Annotated in this window: 14 protein-coding genes, 1 tRNA gene and 1 pseudogene; 9 read left to right on the forward strand and 7 right to left on the reverse strand. The window is 59.3% G+C overall.

Annotation, left to right across the window (positions count from 1 at the left end):
* Positions 1–50 precede the first annotated feature (50 nt).
* Positions 51–1,631, forward strand: coding sequence for an exodeoxyribonuclease VII large subunit (gene xseA / locus C7441_RS18070; RefSeq protein ID WP_109614154.1), 1,581 nt, complete (start codon positions 51–53; stop codon positions 1,629–1,631).
* A gap of 258 nt (positions 1,632–1,889) precedes the next feature.
* On the opposite strand, the gene C7441_RS18075 is transcribed toward xseA, so the two are convergent.
* Positions 1,890–5,366 (reverse strand): PAS domain S-box protein, encoded by a 3,477-nt coding sequence (locus C7441_RS18075; protein ID WP_109614075.1) that lies wholly within the window; start codon positions 5,364–5,366, stop codon positions 1,890–1,892.
* A gap of 248 nt (positions 5,367–5,614) precedes the next feature.
* Between C7441_RS18075 and C7441_RS18080 the strand changes: the two genes are divergently transcribed.
* Together C7441_RS18080 and C7441_RS18085 are read left to right on the forward strand one after the other, a co-directional pair.
* Positions 5,615–6,082 carry a phasin gene (locus C7441_RS18080; protein ID WP_109614076.1) on the forward strand — a complete coding sequence of 156 codons (468 nt, stop codon included), beginning with the start codon at positions 5,615–5,617 and terminating at the stop codon, positions 6,080–6,082.
* 235 nt (positions 6,083–6,317) lie between these two features.
* Positions 6,318–6,394 (forward strand) — tRNA-His (locus C7441_RS18085).
* 182 nt (positions 6,395–6,576) lie between these two features.
* Here the strand turns inward: C7441_RS18085 and C7441_RS23840 are convergent.
* Entirely contained in the window at positions 6,577–6,840 is a 264-nt protein-coding gene (locus C7441_RS23840) for a hypothetical protein (RefSeq protein WP_146201516.1), read from the reverse strand.
* A 30-nt stretch (positions 6,841–6,870) separates the two neighbouring features.
* Here C7441_RS23840 and C7441_RS18090 point away from each other — a divergent pair, with 30 nt between their 5' ends.
* Complete coding sequence (locus C7441_RS18090; protein WP_109614077.1) at positions 6,871–7,584, forward strand: hypothetical protein; 714 nt, start codon at positions 6,871–6,873, stop codon at positions 7,582–7,584.
* Positions 7,585–7,619: 35 nt separating this feature from the next.
* Here C7441_RS18090 and C7441_RS18095 read toward each other — a convergent pair whose 3' ends face one another.
* A complete protein-coding gene (locus C7441_RS18095; RefSeq protein ID WP_170125177.1) occupies positions 7,620–8,198 on the reverse strand; it encodes a hypothetical protein in 579 nt (192 codons plus the stop codon).
* Between the two features lie 401 nt (positions 8,199–8,599).
* Between C7441_RS18095 and C7441_RS18100 the strand changes: the two genes are divergently transcribed.
* Together C7441_RS18100 and C7441_RS18105 are read left to right on the forward strand one after the other, a co-directional pair.
* On the forward strand, positions 8,600–9,070 hold the full coding sequence (locus C7441_RS18100; RefSeq protein ID WP_109614079.1) for a Panacea domain-containing protein: 471 nt from the start codon (positions 8,600–8,602) through the stop codon (positions 9,068–9,070).
* On the forward strand, positions 9,063–9,518 hold the full coding sequence (locus C7441_RS18105) for a hypothetical protein (RefSeq protein WP_109614080.1): 456 nt from the start codon (positions 9,063–9,065) through the stop codon (positions 9,516–9,518). Before C7441_RS18100 ends, C7441_RS18105 begins: the two co-directional genes overlap by 8 nt.
* A 267-nt stretch (positions 9,519–9,785) precedes the next feature.
* Here C7441_RS18105 and C7441_RS24645 read toward each other — a convergent pair whose 3' ends face one another.
* On the reverse strand, positions 9,786–9,941 hold the full coding sequence (locus C7441_RS24645) for a YlcI/YnfO family protein (protein ID WP_425326599.1): 156 nt from the start codon (positions 9,939–9,941) through the stop codon (positions 9,786–9,788).
* Between the two features lie 159 nt (positions 9,942–10,100).
* On the opposite strand from C7441_RS24645, the pseudogene C7441_RS24425 reads away from it, so the two are divergent.
* Positions 10,101–13,348 (forward strand): annotated as a pseudogene (locus tag C7441_RS24425) (DUF4815 domain-containing protein).
* Positions 13,349–13,401: 53 nt separating this feature from the next.
* Here the strand turns inward: C7441_RS24425 and C7441_RS18120 are convergent.
* Entirely contained in the window at positions 13,402–14,625 is a 1,224-nt protein-coding gene (locus C7441_RS18120) for a S49 family peptidase (RefSeq protein ID WP_109614083.1), read from the reverse strand.
* A gap of 246 nt (positions 14,626–14,871) precedes the next feature.
* Between C7441_RS18120 and C7441_RS18125 the strand changes: the two genes are divergently transcribed.
* Positions 14,872–15,237 carry a MazG nucleotide pyrophosphohydrolase domain-containing protein gene (locus C7441_RS18125; protein ID WP_109614084.1) on the forward strand — a complete coding sequence of 122 codons (366 nt, stop codon included), beginning with the start codon at positions 14,872–14,874 and terminating at the stop codon, positions 15,235–15,237.
* A 395-nt stretch (positions 15,238–15,632) separates the two neighbouring features.
* On the forward strand, positions 15,633–16,733 hold the full coding sequence (locus C7441_RS18135) for an ImmA/IrrE family metallo-endopeptidase (RefSeq protein WP_109614086.1): 1,101 nt from the start codon (positions 15,633–15,635) through the stop codon (positions 16,731–16,733).
* Between the two features lie 7 nt (positions 16,734–16,740).
* Here the strand turns inward: C7441_RS18135 and C7441_RS18140 are convergent, their stop codons facing one another.
* Together C7441_RS18140 and C7441_RS18145 are read right to left on the reverse strand one after the other, a co-directional pair.
* Entirely contained in the window at positions 16,741–17,673 is a 933-nt protein-coding gene (locus tag C7441_RS18140) for an alpha-glutamyl/putrescinyl thymine pyrophosphorylase clade 3 protein (RefSeq protein ID WP_244916196.1), read from the reverse strand.
* Positions 17,660–18,649, reverse strand: coding sequence for a thymidylate synthase (locus C7441_RS18145; RefSeq protein ID WP_109614087.1), 990 nt, complete (start codon positions 18,647–18,649; stop codon positions 17,660–17,662). Before C7441_RS18145 ends, C7441_RS18140 begins: the two co-directional genes overlap by 14 nt.
* Positions 18,650–19,645 lie beyond the last annotated feature (996 nt).

Genomic DNA, 19,645 nt, shown 5'->3' on the forward strand with positions numbered 1-19,645 from the left:
TCGGGACCGAGAGGGTTGACCTCGAGCCCGGCAAGCGGCCCAATCGCGCCATGAGTGAGTTCTTCCCCGAATCGACCGGTTCCCAGCCGAAAGGCAATGTCGCCGAATATACGGTGAGCGAGATTTCCGGCGCGCTGAAGCGCGCGGTGGAGGACCAGTTCGGCCATGTAAGGGTGCGTGGTGAGATTTCCGGCTATCGCGGTCCGCATTCTTCCGGCCATGCCTATTTCAGCCTGAAGGACGACCGCGCCCGGCTGGAAGCCGTGGTGTGGAAAGGCACGATGAGCCGGCTGAAATTCCGCCCCGAGGAAGGCATGGAGGTGATCGCCACCGGCAAGCTGACCACCTATCCGGGTTCGTCGAAATACCAGATCGTCATCGACAGCCTGGAACCGGCCGGTGCCGGCGCGCTGATGGCGCTGCTGGAGGAGCGCAAGCGCAGGCTGGCCGCCGAAGGCCTGTTCGACCGGGAGCGCAAGCGTGCCCTGCCCTTCATGCCCCTGGTGCTGGGCGTGATCACCTCTCCGACAGGCGCGGTCATCCGCGACATCCTCCATCGCATCAAGGATCGCTTTCCGCTGCATGTGGTCGTCTGGCCCGTGCGGGTGCAGGGCGAAACCTCCGGCGCAGAGGTGACGACTGCCGTGCAGGGCTTCAACGCGCTGACGGATGACGGGCCGATCAGGCGTCCGCATCTGCTGATCGTTGCGCGCGGCGGTGGCAGCCTGGAAGATTTGTGGGGCTTCAACGACGAGGCGCTGGCGCGCGCCGTGGCGGCGTCGGACATTCCAGTCATCTCGGCCGTGGGCCACGAGACTGACTGGACGCTGGTGGACTATGCCGCCGACCTGCGCGCGCCCACCCCCACGGGTGCCGCCGAATTCGCCGTGCCGGTGAAGGCTGAACTGGAAGCCACACTTGCCAATCTGGCAGCGCGGCTGCGCGGCTGCATGTCGCGCCATACAGACCGCAAGCGGCAGGAATTGCGTGCCGCCGCCCGCGCGCTCCCCTCGCCCGATCAGTTGCTTGCCCTGCCGCGCCGCCATTTCGATGAGGTGACGAGCAGGCTTTCGCGCGCGCTCATCGTCAGCACCGAGCGCAAGCGGGCGCGGCTTGAGGCGATACGCCTGTCGCCCGCCACGCTGGATCGGAAGATGACCGAGACCCGGCGCATCATCGACCGCGACATGGCGCGCGCCTACGCCGCCTTGCGCGCCGTGCTGCGCGAGCGGCGCGGACGGTTCGACCGCACGCTTCCGCGTCTCAGCCCCCAGCCGCTGTTGCGGCGGCAGAAACAGGCAGGCGAGCAGGTCGCGGCACTGGAACGCCGGCTCGATCAGGCCACCATCATGAGGCTGGAGCGGCTGCGCGGGCGGGTCACGCAGGCCGAGCGGTTGCTTTCCACGCTCTCCCATCAGTCGATCCTCGAGCGCGGCTTCGTGCTGGTGACGGATGCTCAGGGGGATCTGCTCAAGCGCGCGGCAGAGGTGACGCCACACGCCGCCCTTTCGCTGCGCTTCGCCGATGGCGCGGTCGGCGCCATCGCGACAGACGGTACTCCACGGCCGAAACCGCAGCCAAAACCGGGAGCAAAGCCGAAGGACCCCGGTACGCAAGGCTCGCTGTTCTGAATTTCCGGCTTCGCCGCATGAAGGCGGCAGCACGACCGGCATGCTTAATGAAAGATGACCCGGAAATTTACCCCAGTTTCACGGGTGATACACTTCGGTAAATATTTTCAGGCGCGGGTAAGGTTCTGTTAAGATCCGGCCGCGATAGTCGTAGCTAACCTGAGGAAAGCTCTCGTCCTCTCCGAGATGCAGTTTCGCTCAAGTTCCCGTTGTGACAGCTTTCTTTTCAGGCGTTCCCTTGGAACGCCTTTTTCTTGTTCAATCGGCCAGAACGCGCGTTGACGGGAAGGAAACCTCCACAAGCGTTCCCTCGCCCGGCGTCGAGGTGATGGTGAATCGGGCGCGGTTGGCCTCTACCATCGCCTTGGTCAGCGGCAGGCCAAGGCCGGTTCCGTCCCCGCGTGGACGTTTCAGCGAATTGATCTGCTTGAAGGGCTTCAGCGCCTGCTCGATTTCGGCCAGGGTCATGCCGATGCCGGTATCGCGCACCCGCATGACGATGTCACCGCTCGGCTCATAGGCCGTGGAAACGATGACCTGCCCGCCGGCCTGCGTGTAGCGCACGGCATTCGACAGGATGTTGAGCGCGATCTGGCGCACGCTACGCAGATCGGCCACCACATCGGGCAGTTTCGAGGCGAAACTGGAGCGGATGATGACCCGTTCACGATTGGCCTGCGGCTGCATCATCGCCACGGTTTCAGACAGCGTATCGTTGAGCGAAACAGCTTCATAAGCCATTTCCTGCTGGCCCGCCTCGATCTTGGAAATATCGAGCAGATCGTTGACCAGATCGAGCACATGATTGCCCGAGCGGTTGATGTCGCGCAGATAGTCGCGATAGCGGTCATTGGCGACGGGGCCGAATTTCTCGTCGATCATCAATTCGGAAAAGCCGATGATGGCATTGAGCGGCGTGCGGATTTCGTGGCTGACGCGCGCGAGAAACTCCGTCTTCTGCGAGGACGACCGCTCGGCCAGCGCGCGCGCCTGCGTAAGCTCCTCTTCCGCGCGCTTCCACTGGGTAATGTCGCGCACCACCGCGCAGTAGCCACTGTCGTTGGGCAGGCGGCCAATGGTCATGAACAGCGGGATGAAGCGGCCCTCGGCCTCACGGCCGATGACTTCGCGCCCGTCATTGAGCACACTGGCCACGCCGTGCTCGGCAAGGCCATTCAGATAGTCGCGCACCGCGCGCTGGCTTTCCATGGCAAACAGCGAAGCGAAGGGCGTGCCCGTCACCTCGTCGCCGTCGAAGCCGAACAGCGCTTCGGCCGGCCTACTGATAGAGCGGATGACGCCTTCCTTGTCGATCAGCACGACGCCATCGGTGGCGGTGTCGATGATCGTGCGCATCTCGGCAATGCGTGCGTGAAGCTCGGCCTCACTCGGCGCCTGCATGGCGGGTGCGGGTTCCACCGCCGCCTCGCCTTCGTCGCCGGTACGGCGCACCACGAGCATCAGCGCCTTGCTTCCTTGCCACGGCACGGAGCGCAGCAGCGCCTGTATGGGAAACTCCAGCCCATCTCCGGTGCGCAGCCTGAGATCGTGATGCGGGGCTTCGGTGTCGTCGCCATAGCTGTCGGCAAAGAGAGCATCGAGCCCGCCCGCTTCGGCAAGCTGCTCGACCGAGGCGTAGCCGGTGAGGGTCAAAAACTCCTCATTGGCGTAATGCAGGGCATCGCCGGAATGGATGAGTACCGGCACCGGCAGCTTTTCCAGAATGGAGGTATCGGCCGGGAGCTTTTCGGCCCCGAAGTGTGGCTCGTCCCGAGGTTCACTTGCCAATGCGGCTGGCTCGGACGCTTCCCGTGGTTCGGCTTCCGCCTCCTGGATGGTCTCCGTTTCGGCCGGAGCCTCCTCGTCCGCCGGCAGTTCCGCGGCTTCCGGGGTCGGGGCAGTTACCGCATCGACAGGTGCGGTTGCTTCGGTCGGCTCTTCGACGCCATCGACCTCAGCAGGTTCCGGCACCTCCACCGGTTTTTCGGCAGCCGACGGTGTTCCAGCTTCTTCCGTTTCTACTGCAGGAAGCGCATCCGCAGGCGTCTTGCCCCCGATGACCTCGGCGTCTTCCGTGTCTTTGGAATCGTTCTCTTTCAGCCGCTCGCCAATTTCGCGGAATGCGTTGCGTTCGACCGGCGAAAGGCTCTTTTCGGGCACCGTATGCGGCCGATGCTCGGCAAGGCGGATCACCTTGTCGCTGTAGCGGCGGTCCGGTTTCGGCTCGATGGTGAGTGCCGGCACCTCTCCCTGAAAAGGATCGTGCCCGGTGTCTTCCGTTTCGACCGAGAGCGGCCAGACCGGCTTTTCGAGCTTTGGCATCGCACTGCCGGGCACCAGCACAAGGCCCAGCTTTTCCGGGTCAGGAACGGCGTCGCCACGGCGAGCCACGCCAAAGCCTCGAAAACCCTCGAAATTGCGCTCGCGGCCATAGACCGGCAAAGCCGCCAGATCGACAGGGATTTTCAGCTCCGTGCCGGCGAGCGGCCACAACACCGACCGGCCCGACCACGTGTCGCGGCGCTCCAGCAGGTCGGCGATCTCGCCTGTCGGGTCGAGGCCGAATGCCATCGCGACATCGCGGAACTTCCTGCCGATGACATCGGCGGCGTGCGCGCCGACCGCTCTGGCGAACTCATCGGAGATCGCGCTGAAGCGCCCCTCCGCATCCGTGCGCCAGACGAAGCGCACAGGTGTCTGCCCGCGTTCCGGCAATGCCGCGCGCGTGTCGCTGGCCGGGGTCAGGGATGTTTCTTTTTTCTCGCCCGGCTCTTCAGCGCTGAAGTACCAGTCGTCGTGCTGACCCTGAGAGGCATCGCCCCGGGTTGACGGCTGCACCGTGTTCGCGGCGAACCTCTCCGTTTCCTCGGCATCGCTCTCGTCATCAGTGTCCTCGAGCCCGAGAATGTCTTCCTGAGCTTCTTCCGCGAGAATCACCTCAGGCGAAGTCGCCTCGGCAGAGGGTTCGGCAATTTCCGTTTCAACGTCCGGGGCTGGCGTTTGCACAACGGCTTCAGAGGCGGCCAACATCGGCTCCACCGAAGCGGGCGCGACCTCTTCGAACTCTTCATCTTCCTCGTCGATGACCAGAAGCAAATGCCGCGACGGCTCATCGGCCAGACGCGCAATGCCTGCCGGCAGCAGCCCCTTGCCACTGCGTATCATGCGCTTGACCAGCCGGTCGCGCGCCATCTCCACTTCGGCCACCAGTTCAGACAATGTCTGCCGGGCGATATCGAGCGCGCCATAACCTTCGGATGCGGCTTCGATTGCACCATCCGCGCCGACGAAAGCGGCGAACTGGCCATGCCCCTCCAGCCCGCCAATTGCGCGAGCGGCAATTTCGCCTTCACCGCGGGCACCGCCCTGCGCGGCCGGAACGGCAAGCAGGATCGCCATCTCCCCATCGGGCAAGGCCACTTCACTGGCAAGGAACATGACCGCCTGACTGGTCAGGCCGCTTGCAAGGCGCACCATCAGGCTACGATCGCGGCCGATCCGCGGGAAGCCGCTGGTGGCAGCGATCTGCCGCTGGGCCGCAAAGGAAAGCCCCGGTTCCTCACCCAGCGCCGAATCGATGTCGGCAAAGCCGAAGAGCGTGGCCCCCGGCCCGTTCGCCCAGATCACCTGCCCCAGATCGCTCGAAAGAATCACGAGCGCATCACCGGCGGCGAAGCGCTGCCTCACATCGTCGAGGATCGCGACATCGATGAACGAATAGGAAGCTGACGGCATGCCCTGCTAAACCTTCCCAGCCGGGCGGATTCCCGGCGGTTAACGCTTCGTTAATATCAAGCAGGTGGCTCAAAGGTCCAGAAATCAACGCGTGTGGCCAGCGGAAACTCGACTTTTGGTTAACGCGGAGGCGGGATTTGTTGCGTCGCAATAATAATGTTGCACTGCACAATAGTTCGTACTATATAGCGGCTACGCATGAATGAGACTGCCTCGACCAAGGCATACCCCCTGTAAAGGATGGAACAATGTCCAAGACTGCTGCCAAAACAGCCGCTGAATTTGCGGAAACCACCGAATTCCCCACCTTCGACGCCACCAAGGCGACCGATCAGTTCCGTGCCTTTGCCGAAAAGGGCGCCGAACAGTCTAAGGAAGCCTTTGTACGGCTGAAGACCGGCGCCGAGGAAACCCAGAAAGCTTTCGAAACGACGCTGGAGACCGCCAAGGCGGCCGGCAGCGACCTGTCGCTGAAGGCGATCGCCACGATGCGCGCGAACACGGAAGCCGGTTTCAGCCACCTCGAGGCTCTGCTCGGAGCAAAGTCGCTTTCGGAACTGTTCGAACTCCAGACCACCTTCCTGCGCCAGCGCGCCGAGGCCACGGTCGCGCAGGCCAAGGATTTCCAGGCCGTGTCGACCAAGGCTGCCGAAGAAGTCGCCAAGCCGATCAAGGACGTGTTCCAGAAGGCGCTGCGCGAACTGAAGGTCGCCTGAGCGGCACACTGATTTACCCGAAGGTTCCCTCCCTTCACCTTCGGGTGGCCGACTCCTCCTCCAGTCGGCCATTTACAGACCGGCCCTCCTCCCGGCCGGTCTTTTCTTTTTTTGGCGATTTTGCAGGTTTTGCACGGCTTTGAGACGAGCCGGGTCAAAATGACCTGTCAATCGTGCTTCATAGCGCTTGAAATGTCCGGCATTTGTCCGTATTGGACGCTTCGCCAGATGGCGTGCCGTTGTAGCTCAGATGGTTAGAGCGCCGGATTGTGGATCCGGAGGTCGCTGGTTCGATCCCAGCCAACGGTACCACCTCTTTTCCAAGCAAAAACAAAAGTTTAGTTATTGCCCTGCCAACCAATCCGGGCCGTTCATGTCGCGTCTGTGTTGCAATCGGATTCCCTTGATTTCCAAGGGCTCCCTGCCGGCCACGGCGAATCCATGCAACATGGAGCGCAACATGACGCCCCTGCCTTTTTCTCCCATCGTTCCGGTCAGCCGATACGAGGGACACGAAACGGTCCCTCTCTGCTGGCGCGCTTGGGAGAATGATCGCGCCGGCCACTACCGCTAGACAACGTGCTGACGATGCGTTCTTTGCCGAGTTCACGCCAGCGGTTAACTGGCACGTTCGTTTCAATGGCAATTTTGATCCCGGCAAGAATCGCGCCATCGCTCTGGTTGCCTACGACCCGGCAAGGCCGATCGGCGGGAGTTGTGAAGCTGCGCTCGTTGCACTCAATCACGGATTCGGTCAAACATTCTCCCTCTAGGGGGAACGCGGATCGATGATTCTGGACGAAAGTGATATCGAGGCAGAAAACCGTCGGCACGTTCAGAGCTCTGATGCTGCAAAACAGAACCTGAAACTGATTTCGTCCGCGGTCGATATGTTGACTGCTGTCGCGCGCCTTGAACTCGACGAAGCGGACGATGTCACGTTTATCAGGTTAGCGATTCGGGCGCTGAATTCAGCCGGCGCCGCGGGAAAATGCGCTCTTGCGGGATATTGGCAGCCTGCAGTGGCGAACGTCAGAGATTTGGTCGAGATCGATCTTCTCCTCGACCTTTTCCGAAGGCGACCGGCGGAAATAGCTCGGTGGCGTAATGCGGACGACCGAACTCTCAAAAATGAATTCTCAGGTCGAAGGCTGCGAGAAACCCTGGACGATCTCGACCCGAAAAGCAGTGAATTTCGGCGTCTCGCCTACGAGCTCTTTTCTCAGCATGGTACTCATCCTCGGCCTGATCGAGTTCATCTTATTTCTCCGGACGCAATGACCGTTATCGGCCCGTTTCCTGATGGCGACCGAATTATAGCGCTGACGTTCGACATCGCTCGGTTTCTCAGCCACGTTACGGGGTGCGTCACCAAATGGGTAGACGAGACGCGGATAAGTGATCCCTCGATGAAATTAGCTTACAGCACCAAACTAATAGAATTTGCTTTGGACTTGGCCGAGTGGACAGTTTTCGATAAAGCGCGTCGACGCGGCACATAGCAAGCAACATCCCGCGTAAGTCAATCTTTGTCACTTCATTCGATCGTCAGCGTCCCGCCGAGAGCTTTGATCGCTTTGTCGACCTTGCGAAAATCGTGCTTCTTCCGGCGTGCCGCCAACCTGCTGAAGTAGTGGCCGGTGCCGGCGTAGACGTCGAGATCCGGCATGAAATGCCCTTTGGTACGACAAGCCTCCCTCACGTCGTCGAGGACCGGATGGCTGGTCTTCACATACGGCTTGCGCCACCTCTTCAATCCCATCTGGTAGCCGCTGACCTGGAGCGACACATAGGTCCGGCCTGGGAATGCCGCGAGCAGTTCTGCCTTGCTGACCGTGGGAAACAGGCGCTTCAGCTTGGCTCGATCGGCGGCCGTCCAGGCCGCCTTAGGAGTGCTTAGGCCCATCAGATGGCATTGCCCTCTAATTGCGGCCATCGACCGTTCGGGCAGCCGCTTTTTTATCGCCTTGTAATCGGGAAAGTGCTTCTTCAGCACCGCCCGTTCGGAAGACTTCCACAAGGTGTGGCCGTTGGGCGTTCGACCAGCCTTTCTAATCTTGTCTTTCGCTGCCAGGCTTCTGTTCAGCCAGGCCATATCTGCTGATCGATACGTCATCATCAATGCTCCACCAACGGCAGCGGCGCATCGAACGAGATTCGGACTTCATAGGATTTCGATGCCATGCCATCATGAAACGGACTTAGCAGCCACCGTGAAGCCCAGTTACGGCTTTCCACCGATCTGTCCTCAACAGGCCGTTAATCAGAACGCTCGAATCCTCCATGTTGCAGTGCGGAGGTGCCGAGAGTTCTATCTTTGGGATGCTGTTGAGCTCGAACTTAGGGCACCGTCTGCGGCTTGAAGGATTGACGGCTTGGGGAATTCTGCGCACCTTGCAGAAAGGAACCGTGTTCGACGATTACCATTCGCACGGCCATCATGAGATGGTTTTTACAAACCTGCTAAAATCACTATATAGCAGGTTGTAATGCAACCCTAGACGAACGGAGGGCAAGATGTACGACGCACGCCATATTGCCAACTGGTTCGTTGAGCGCGCCCGGCGGGACGGGTACATCCTGTCAATCATGTCTCTGTTAAAGTTGGTCTATATCGCGCATGGCTGGCATCTAGAAATGCGCAACGCTCCGCTATTTGGCAACAAAATCGAAGCTTGGAAGTATGGGCCAGTTATCCCTGACGTATATGCCGCGTTTCGCGGACAAGGGATCAACGTCTCGAGCGCGATAGCCATCCCTAACGCCGTAGCGATATCAGAATGGGACTCTCATTTGCTGGAGGAAGTGTATCGCATTTACGGCCGCCTTCCAGCGACGACGCTTTCTGAGATGACGCACGAGCCTGGTGGCCCTTGGGAACAAGCCACAAAGAGGTGGGGATGGTTCGCGCCTATTCCCAACGATCTGATCCAGCCTCATTATGAGCAGAAACGGCGCATCGCCTCAAAGGCGGAGAATAATGGGTAAAGGTGATTCCCCGCCGCAACTTCCTCAGGATTTAGATGCGACCTCCGCGCAGAAGGCTGCTAATGCCGAATTAGAAGCGCGTATTGCCCAACTGGAGGAGCAGTTGGCAATGAGCGATCTATCGTGGGAATGGCAATCCCGTAGGTTGCTTATGTCGGAAATTCGCCAACGAATTAACGCTAGGAGAATCGCCACTGGGGTAGCAATAATTGCTATAATATTTATGGCAGCGCTCGTTGCTCATTCCACACACAAGTTTTTCTGGCTTCATTTTATTACTATACCGCAATCGGTCGCAATTGCATTTGTTCTTGGGCCCATCATTTCAATCACCACACTTTCTGTTGTTTTGCTCATTGGAGCTTTTAGGCGATTTAAAGACGACGACATGGACAAGGTCAGTGTTGGGTCGCTTGCTACAGAGGCTATTCGACGCGCGGTCTCGTAATTTCCACGCGAGGTAGCCTGAACTCGGCTGACTATCTTCGATTCGAGCGGTCCGTCAGCATCACTGCGTCGACGCGGACCCGAAAATCCCGTGTGTCACGCAGCCCGCGCCAACTTCATCGCCTCATGCACGGAGCTTATCGGAGCGCCTCTCTCTTCAGCCATGGCCACCGGTGACCGAGCGGCAATAAAGCCTTCACCTGGTTCAGCTTGCGGCCGAGCGCAACCTTCTCCTCGTCGCTAAGCTGGCGCTGGGATGCATTTCTTTTCATATCCGCTCCGCCCGCTCACCGTCGGGCGCTTTCCGTTTTCGCCTTTTTAGCTCGCGCTCTACGGCGCGCCGCACGAAATCGGCCCGATTTTCCCCAGGTTCCAAGACGGAATCGATCCGGTCGAATGTCCCTTCCGGAAAGCGCCCCGGCATCTGATCAAAGTTTGTCTTCTTGCGTCCCACGTCATGAGTTTTGGGAGATATCAGAATGCGAGTCAACGAGACGCGATTTCAGATATCTGATATTTACGAATAGTAGATATCTAATATCGGCGTTCGGGGCATGACTTCCCCGGAAACTTGGAGGTTCCAATGTTCGAACACAAGAGCGGCCTTCCCCTCGCCTATGACAGGGCCGAAGGTCGGCCGGAACAGCAGGCCGTGACCTTTTATGGCCGGCGTCCGCTTATTCAGGGCGCCGAACTGAATGAGTTGCAGACGATCATCCGTGGCCGCCATGATCGCCTTGGCCGACTGATCGCCAAAGATGGCGACCGCGTCGAGGGGGCGTCCGCAGTTGTCGACACCGAGGCCGGCACGGTTACGCTTACCGAAGGTCAGATTTTTGTTGCCGGTGATGTCGTTCCAGTAGCTGAAGCAGTGCTCACCGGTGTGACCATGGTCGGCCGGGCCGAGATCGGGGTGCGCCTCCAGCGCCAGTGGATCACATCAGAAGATGATCCGGATCTCCTCGGCCTTGTGCCTGGATCTCTGGCGGAAGGCGAAGAAGGCGCTGCGCGCGAGTTGATCTCGCTGATCTGGGGAACCCCGGAAGACGGGGCCGAAGGCGAGTTCGTGCAGGTCTACCTTCTGCAGGACGGGACTATTCTTGACCAGACGCCGCCGCCTGCCCTGTCGGGCTTCACGCAGGCGCTCGCGGCCTACGACCGCCCGCATGGGCACTATATCGTGTCCGGGTGCCGCGTCACGGCGCTCGGCGCCGATGACGGCGAACAGGTTTTTTCGATTGAGCAGGGCGAGGTCAACGTCAACGGCTTCAAAACCACTCGCTTTGCTGCGCTGAGACACGCGGAGCCTGAGGTCTGGGACTTCGGCGCCGTTCCCGGCGAGACTCACACCTATACCGGCGGGGCAAGCGTAACCCTCCAACTCGCACAGTTCCCGATCGACACCGTTTCCCGGATCCTTTTGACGAAGGAAAAAACGGTCAATCTCACGCGCGGCGCGATCGAGAACGGCATTGATGGGCTTCCCGACACCAGTGTGGTCCAGATCGTCGAGGTCAAACAGGGCGGCACGACCTACGCGGAGGGCACCAGCTGGGTGCGCACAGGCGATGGCGTCGATTGGGCTCCGGTTGGGCCGGAGCCCGCCACCGGCTCGCAGTATTCCGTGAAATATCGGTATCGTGCGGATGTCCAGGCGGACAGCATGACCGATCGCTCGATCACTGTCAGCGGTGGCGCGACGGGTGGCGACGTGATCATCACCTACACATTCAAGCTCCCGCGCGTGGATCTCCTCTGCCTGCGTCAGGACGGATCACCGGCCTATGTGCTCGGCATCTCTGCCCGCGAGAATGCGATGCCGCCCGTGCCGCCGGCCGATGTCCTGCCTCTTTGCAAGGTTTTCAATGACTGGATGGGGACCCCGGAGGTCGTCAATGATGGCGTCCGCTCACTGCCTATTCGGAGATGTGGCGATTCTTCAACCGCATCTACGATCACGACCGCCTGATCCAACTCGAGCGGCTGAAAAGCGGAATCGATGCACGTGAGCCCGTCGCGAAAAAAGGCATGTTCATCGACCCCCTCGTCGACGACACCTATCGAGACGCTGGCGTGCCTCAAACGGCTGCCATCGGCGACGGCATGATGCAGTTGCCGATTGATGTCACCTTCTTCCAGGCGGACATCGCGGCGCCGCTCATGCTTGATTGGGTCGAGGAGGTGATCGTCGACCAGTCCCTGAAGACTGGCTGCACCAAGATCAATCCCTATCAGAATTTCAAGCCGCTGCCCGGCGCCCTGAAGCTCACGCCGGCATCGGACTTCTGGACCGAGAGCACGACGGAATGGTTGTCGCCGCAGACGCAGGAATTTAACCGCGGAGTCCGTACCGGCAGCGGCCCGTTGGAAACGACCAGTTCGGAAACGCGCCTGGTCGACCATCGGAGCCAGCAGGCAGAGTTCCTGCGGCAGATCAATATCAGTTTCGCGGCATCAGGCTTCGGCGCGGGTGAGATCGTCGAGAAGCTGACCTTTGACAACGTCAGCGTGCTTCCTGCCGGCGGATTAACTGCGAACGCCGGTGGCGTAGTCAGCAGCACCTTCAAGATTCCTGCGCGCGTGACCGCTGGCACGAAAACCGTGCGTATCACAGGCAAGGGCGGCAGCGAGGCAACGGCGCTTTTCACCGGACAGGGAACCATAGAGATCGACGTCATGCGTCGCGTCACCACGATCGAGCGGTGGACGGCGGGTATGACCGTCGTTCAGCGGGGAGTGATTCAACCAGGCGGCGCTCATGGTGGGGACCACTCGGGAAGCCATGGCGATAGCAGCAGCGGTACGAGTGCCGGCGGCGCCGACCCCCAGGCTCAGAATTTCATGCTGCCTGAGTTGCGCCAACTCGTTGGTCTCGACTTCCATCTTTGCAAGATCGGGAACCGCGCGCACCACGTCCTGGTGCATCAGGTCTCCGTTGAGAATGGCTGGCCGACCGTCGATGTCATGGCGGAGGCCGTCGTGCCTATGGCCACCACACAGTTGGGTTGGCAGCAGGCGCGTTTCGCACTGCCGGTGACCACCCCGGATGACCGAGACCATTCGATGGTGGTCAAGACGGATGACGGCGAGCATTCGATCTCGTACGCCGCTCTTGGCGGCTTCGATGCGAGCCTCCAGCGGAAAGTCACGACGCATCCGTATCCGATCGGGCCTCGCCTTGACTCCGTCAACGCAAAGACCTGGACGCCGCATCAGGGTGAAGCACTCTCGTTCCGCTTGGTGGCCGCAAAGTATCCGGTCACCACGAAGACGATACCGCTCGGCGAGTTCGACCTGGTCGACTGCTCGGATATTCAGGTGCGTGCGGCCGTCGAACTGCCAAGCGCTGCATGTTCGGTTGTATTTGAGATCGAGCGCACCAATGGCACGGTATGGCAGTTGCTGCCGTTCCAGGTCATGCAACTCAATGAGTACATCACCGAGCGGGTGAAGCTTCGGGCTGTCTTGAAAGGCACGGCAAAGCTATCGCCGATCGTCTACGCGCCGATCCAGTTGCTGGCCGGCAAGATCGCGACCACGGCAACCTACGTTTGCCGTGCCTTCAAGTTTGGCAATAACGTCAATTTGACCTCCTACATCAAGGTCTTCCTGCCGGGCGGCACTACCGTCTCGATGGAGTATGACAAGGCAGATGGCACGTGGGTCGAGATCCCCCTCACCACAACCGAGCAACTGAATTTTCCACTCTGGTCCGAGCGCAAGCACAGCAAATCGGCCCTGACGGCGACGGAAGGTCGGCTGCGCATCACGTTGACCGGCAGCCCTGCCGCTCGGCCGATCCTCGGCGACCTCGGCGCGGCGATCATGTGAGATCACGTCCTTGAAGATTGCGAACAGGGAATTTAATGATCCGAAGGTTTAGATTAAGAGCTAAACCTTCGATTGGCCGCCTCGACAGCTTGGTTCCAGCCGCCGGTGGAAGGTACCGCCGTTGGATCGCCGAGGCCAAGAGCGTCGGAGGCGGTCTTTCGGCGGATATACGTTTCCCGAGGATCGGCCGCGACGACTACGGCCAACGCTTGGAGGTCCTCGCGTGCGGCCTGAAGCATCTTCGCCACTTCAACAGCCGAAATGTTGGTATCCATGAGGAAGTTGCGGAGGGTCGGGACGGCAGCGCCGTCTTCCAGCCTCATAATCGCAAGGCCGCGTTGGCGCACCGCGAGCTTGGCCTGTTCGACGGTCTCGTCCAAAGCGCCAGGTGAAGACCCCGGCACTGCGACGGCCATTGACTGCGCCGGCATCGCTACCGTCTTAGCGGCGCGTCGCGCGCCGGCGGCGCGCTGCAGCGCCTTGAGTGCGGCTTCAAACTGGCCAACCTCGTCCGCCATTCGCTTCGACACCGCGTTCGCGCCAATCTCGACACCGCCGGCCCCAAACTCGGCAATCACGATTGCTTTGGAGACGCCCCTGTACCTAGCCACAGCCGTGACGAAGACGTTGCCGAGGTCGTCGACCATTTTCTGGATTCTGGCCTTTCCGGCGTCGCTATGAACGTCGGGACGTTTGCCCGGCGATTGCGATGACACGAATTCGATACGACTGATACCGTTGCGCTCATCAGCCTTGGTACGGTCCGTGACGCCGAGCACGACGCCTATAGAGCCGAGGGTGGCCGCATCGCTGACGACCATCTTTTCCGCAGCGCAGCCGATCCAGTAGGCACCGGAGCAAGCCATACCGCTCACATATGCGTGGATCGGCTTCGTGCCGCGTGCCGAGTAAACTGCTGCCGCGAGTTCGTCACATCCGTTCGCCTCGCCGCCGGGGCTGTCAATTTGGAGCATGATGCCCTCGATGCTTTTGTCATCGAGGGCCGCCTGGAGGTCTCGGCGCAGGATCTCGTATGAAGTTGCACCGGAGAATTGGACAAAGAGGTTCGCCTTTTTGAAGAGCGGTCCTGAAACGTCCAGAATCGCGATGTTGTCGCGAATTCGCATCTTTTCGCCGTTCCGGGCATTGGCAGATCGATAGGCTTCAAGCGCTTCCGGCGTCGCCAAATTCTCTCGCGCCGCGATGCTCAGTAATTCTTCCACTCGTTCGGGTAGCATTGCCCAAGGCGTCGACAAGGCTGTCTCAAATGCGCGCATCGGTTAAATCCTCAGGAGGTTAGGCTCCGGTGAATCTACCTGATGAGTGGCGAGTCCGTCCAAAGAGGGAGCGAGTCAATGGAAGAGGAGGGTCGGGAGCGGTCCCGCTTGCTTTTTCAACCAGGCCATTGCAAGAAAAATCATGACTTATGCACAAACTTTATTGTCCAGCGGTCTTAGCTGTTCCCCTGGAACTTGAACTAACCTTAGACTCAGTGTCTTCTCAGGGCAACTTTGGGAGTAGACATGCCTTCAGGCTCGTTTCAACGTCGCGTGTGGCAATGGGTTGTCGCGTGCTTTCCAGCATCGGTGCACCTCAATGTACAGGAGCGCAATCATCGCTTCCTTGAGGAAGCGCTCGAACTCGCTCAAGCGAACTCTTGCACAAAGGACGAGGCACTTGAACTGGTGGAATACGTGTTCGGTAGGACGAAAGGTGATTTGCGCCAAGAAGTTGGTGGCGTCCTCGTGACGCTCGCGGCCCTTTGCAACGCCACCAGTATCGACATGGATGAGGCCGCCGAACAGGAACTGGATAGGAACTGGTCCCGCATTGATCGAATCCGCGCGAAACAAGCTGCCAAACCTCAAGGATCAGCTCGTCCTCAATGAACGTAGTCTTAGCCGATCAGCGTGGCGTAAGCCTCGCCACCCAATACTGCGCAAGCGGACGCTGACTCGCGGATGCAGATTTCGTATGGGACGGTCGATCTAAAACATTGCTGCCTCAACCGTGACGTAGCGGAACAAAGGCTTGGAAGAACATATGCAGACCGCCTAGTCACCGAACTTGCGGATGCGGAAGCTTTCGAGAATGTCCAAGGGTGGCATGAAATCCTGGGGGATGACGTAACCATAAATGACGATGAGAGCTTTGAAGTCGCTATCGGTTCGAGTTACACGGCAACCTTCGTGAGCGTGGATCAGAATGTCGCACTAACGGAAGCTGGGCGGATTGACTGGTCGAGTGTTGAATTTGTGAAACTGACAGCCATATCGGAAGTACGATGATCGATGAGCGCAACACAGCCAATTGGTTTTCGAAACCCGGCGACTCAATCCGCGCAATCATGCAAAGACGCAACATTTCCGCACATGACCTTGCCGAGCGCTTGGACGATGGGCTTGATGCCGTCCGCAGCCTCATAGACGGGTCGCGGCAGATCGACGAGTCGACCGCTTCGACACTGTCGATGGTCTTGGGAGCGACGGCGGAATTCTGGCTGAAGCGGCAGGAGAACTTCGACACGGCGGTTAATCGATCTGTGGTTCAAGTCCGAGAGAGCGGACACGAAGATCTGCTGCTGCGCCTCCCGGCTCCGGGTCAGAAAGCGCGCGGCAAGCTTTCCCTAGAGCGCCGTGCGGCCGAGATCCGCAAGAGATTGGTGTTCTACAACGTTCCGGACGCAGCATCGTGGACGGGGCGATATGGGCGTTTGGTGGGCGAAACGGACTATCGTACCTCCAAGGCATTCGCATCAAAGGAAGATGCCACTCTCTTATGGCTCCGACGCGGCGAACTAGAGGCCGACATGATCCAGACACGCGCCTGGAATTCCGAGAACCTGGTGGATCGGCTGAAGGAAATCCGAAAGCTTTCTATGATTCGCCATCCGCAGCTCTTTCTACCGAAGCTGAGAACACTGTGTGCGGAAGCGGGGGTTGCGCTTGTAGTAGTCAAGGCTCCAGCCGGCTGCCGTGCCAGTGGCGCGATACGGATGGTCGATCCCGACAAAGCAATGCTCCTGCTGAGCTTTCGCTACAAGCGGGATGATCAGTTCTGGTTCACGGTCTTCCATGAAATCGGACATCTGGTGCTCCATAGGGCGAACACCTTCGTTGACGATGAAGCTCTGCCGGGGGACTTAGATCGGGAAAATGAGGCCAACGAGTTTGCGGCGGAATGCATCATTCCTCCCCTTCGGGAGTCCGAATTCGAACGCGTCGGGCCGAAACGAGACGACATCGTTCGCTTCAGCGTGTCAATTGGAGTGGCCCCGGGCCTAACCGTCGGGCAGATGCAGCACCGCGGAATGCTGGAGCCCGACAAGCTGAACTATCTTAAACGTACGTGGGACTGGAGTCAGATCAATCCCGCTACCGTCTAGGATCGCGCTACCCTTTGAAATGGACGAATGCGGTCGGGCTCTTTTGCCAGTTGCATAAAGCGTCTTCCATCACAATCATCCCCACGTGAAGGCTTGCGTCCAACTCATCCACCCAGCTCTGAAGCTGTGCTTCCGTTGCTACGCCAGTGTGCGAACCGGTGAACAGGAGACGCGCTCCGGAAGCGGGACCCGTAGCGCCCTTGAAATAGGCGGACCCTGGCTCGATCGGAGCGATACCGTATCGCCCGATCAACGCGAGGTAATCAAACTTCGCAAGGCGTCCAAATGTCTTCACGCTCATACTCCGATAAAGAGTATCGAAGATTGTTGCCGGATTGTTGCCTGTTTGCTGGATTTTTACTGCGAAGTACGCTTGATGTCCTGCGGGTCCTATCCAACCGACATAGCTGAGCAGAACGTCACCGAAGCTCCTGTTAGAGTTCGGTCGCAGACTTTCGTACTTCCGGTGATTACCGAATTTTCCTCCGATGTTCATCCAATTCGCGGCCAGCCATGAAATCATTGCCTGTGGGTTATTCGAAACAGTCTGCCAGTCCCACATCCCAGCCCCGAGGCAGCCGTATACCTGCTTCAGTCGAAGCCATCCGGAAGACGCCGGACGAGCGAAATGTGTCATCAGGAACACAAGCCATGCGGCTTCCTCTACGTTCTCGTTCTGCATATGATATGCAACCGCGCGCTCAGCATCGAACGCGCCCGAGTTGGGATCTGCTTTCCTTGCCGTGATGGGCTTTTCCTGTACTCGCCTGTAGTAATCTTCGCGCCTCAGGCTCGCGACGAACTGCATTGCGAGTGTGTCTCGGGCGATATTCCCCGCTGCACCTGGGAGATTACGGACGTTGGCAGAGTAGGTCTGAAGAGCACTAGCGATCTGCTCATGTTGCATCTGCCTCGTCGGCCACATTTCAGGCTGCTCCATTTGATTGGGCATTTCGCAGGGCTCGAGTTTTCAGCCTTCGCTCAAGATATGTTCGATAAACCTCGTCATGAAACTCGGCCTTTAACTCGTCGAGATCTTCGAACCCTGGCGCATCCCGACGTTTAGTCGCCCAGAACACCTGGAGAAGGCGAATGATGTCGGCCCAGTAGGGTTCTCTCGCGAAGTCTGCGGCTCGAATTTTCCTTTCTGCCCGGATCTCCCCCTCAGCCTGCAACAATCGGTCAGTAACCGAGAATGCGTCTCCGGAAGGCATCGGCGGCATTTGGACAGTCTTCTGATGTCCTTCATTCACGTAGTGGTTCATCGCTTCGATCGAGCCGTCATAAACGTGCATGCTAGCGGCGTAGTGAATGTAATCGCCCGGATCGAGGTCAAGGCGAGTTGCCATCATCTCCTGAAGCATGGTGAAGCAGAACACATCATGCGGCAGGCCCTTGTACGCGTCGTTCGACCGCATCGTGGTGGACATGTGAAGACGGCCGTCCCGCGCTACGAATTGCAAGGCCGTCGTACACGGAATCTCCTCGTGATGGACCGCAATGTCCGCAGCATCGTAAAGTTGAATCACGGCGCGCTTGGAGGTGGATTTCTCTTTCAAAAGTCTGGTGACATTCTCAAGCTGGTTAATGCTTCCATGCATCGCATGAATCCGTGGGCCGTAGGCGCCAGCAAGGATGCCATCTTCGGCATCCTTGGCGTAATCCGGGATGTATTCCTTGATGAACTCCAGAGTATTGAAGCCGCCGAGGTACCAAAGCAATTCCCCCAATGCACTGAACGGCTTCCCACGGTCCTGGGATCGACTAATCCGAGCTCTGGGGTTGGTCATTCGGAAGGAAACCCCAAGCTTTTCTCGCATCCCGCCCCGGCTGCCGACATTCTCGGCTCCCTCCGCGAGAAGGATCGGATACAGTTCGATTAGTATCTCATCAATGCCTTCACCGCACAGGTACATGCCGCCCCCGAATCTACCCCTGTGGAAGATCTTAAGATTGGACTTCGGCAAGTAAAGGGCTACTCGTATTAACTTCGTGCTTTTCTTGCACCTTGGGCAAGCGGCTCAGAACCGAAACAGATGATCCCCTGGCGAAAACCGGTATTGTAGTCAGCTCCGCGAGCAGCGCGCCGATATGCAGCGCCTAACGACCTTAAAACAACTTCGACGCGAAATGGTGTTAGGCCAGAATGAGTGCACATCGACGCCGTACGTCGCTGCTTTTTGCCCGGCAGAACCAGACTGTCGGAGGCACCGGCTATCCCGTCTTGGCCAATGCCCGTGGCGTGCCGACGAGCGGCATCAATGATCTCTTGGTGAAGAGAAAGCCGCGAAGAGTGGGTTTTCTCAGGTAGAGATAGTTCTGAGATCGTAGAGCACTACGGTCGCGGGTCGGGCTTGAGGCCCGCCCGCCCGGGGTCTCGACCTATCAAGGTCAGCGTCTACGCGAGGGAGGGAGTTCGCGAATGATTGCCGCGAACGAATCCCCTCCGCAATTCACAAACGCGTGAACTCATTTTGTCCGACTTTTGTCCGGAGTTTGTCCGGCTTTTGTCCGACTTTTCGGAATCTGCCGGAACCCTTTTTGCTTGACAGATTTCCGTGATTCTCGCGTCGCTTAGCACTCAGGGGAAGAACCCCCTTAGAAAAGATAAGGTCGGGCAGTATCCGCGGTGCTGCGCCCCGCGGTGCTTGCCCCCCTCATACGGTCCCTAAACGCCTCATTCTGCCCCGTCCCGAGCCCGCCCTCGAGGGCCTCGGACACGCCACCCAGACGCCAGCCCGGCACACGTGGCGCGTGTATGAGGCGCGTGTGGGCAGGGCAGGCCAGGCAGGCCGCGCAGACCAGCGCGCATGCGCATGGCTATGGCGGGCGCGGCCATCAGCGAGGCAGGGCGCGGCAGGCGCGTGAGCTGGGCAGCTCGGGCGGGTGGTGGGGGCTTGAGCGGACGGGTA

It is taken from the genome of Pseudaminobacter salicylatoxidans (genome assembly GCF_003148475.1).
GTDB classification, from domain to species: Bacteria; Pseudomonadota; Alphaproteobacteria; order Rhizobiales; family Rhizobiaceae; genus Pseudaminobacter; species Pseudaminobacter salicylatoxidans.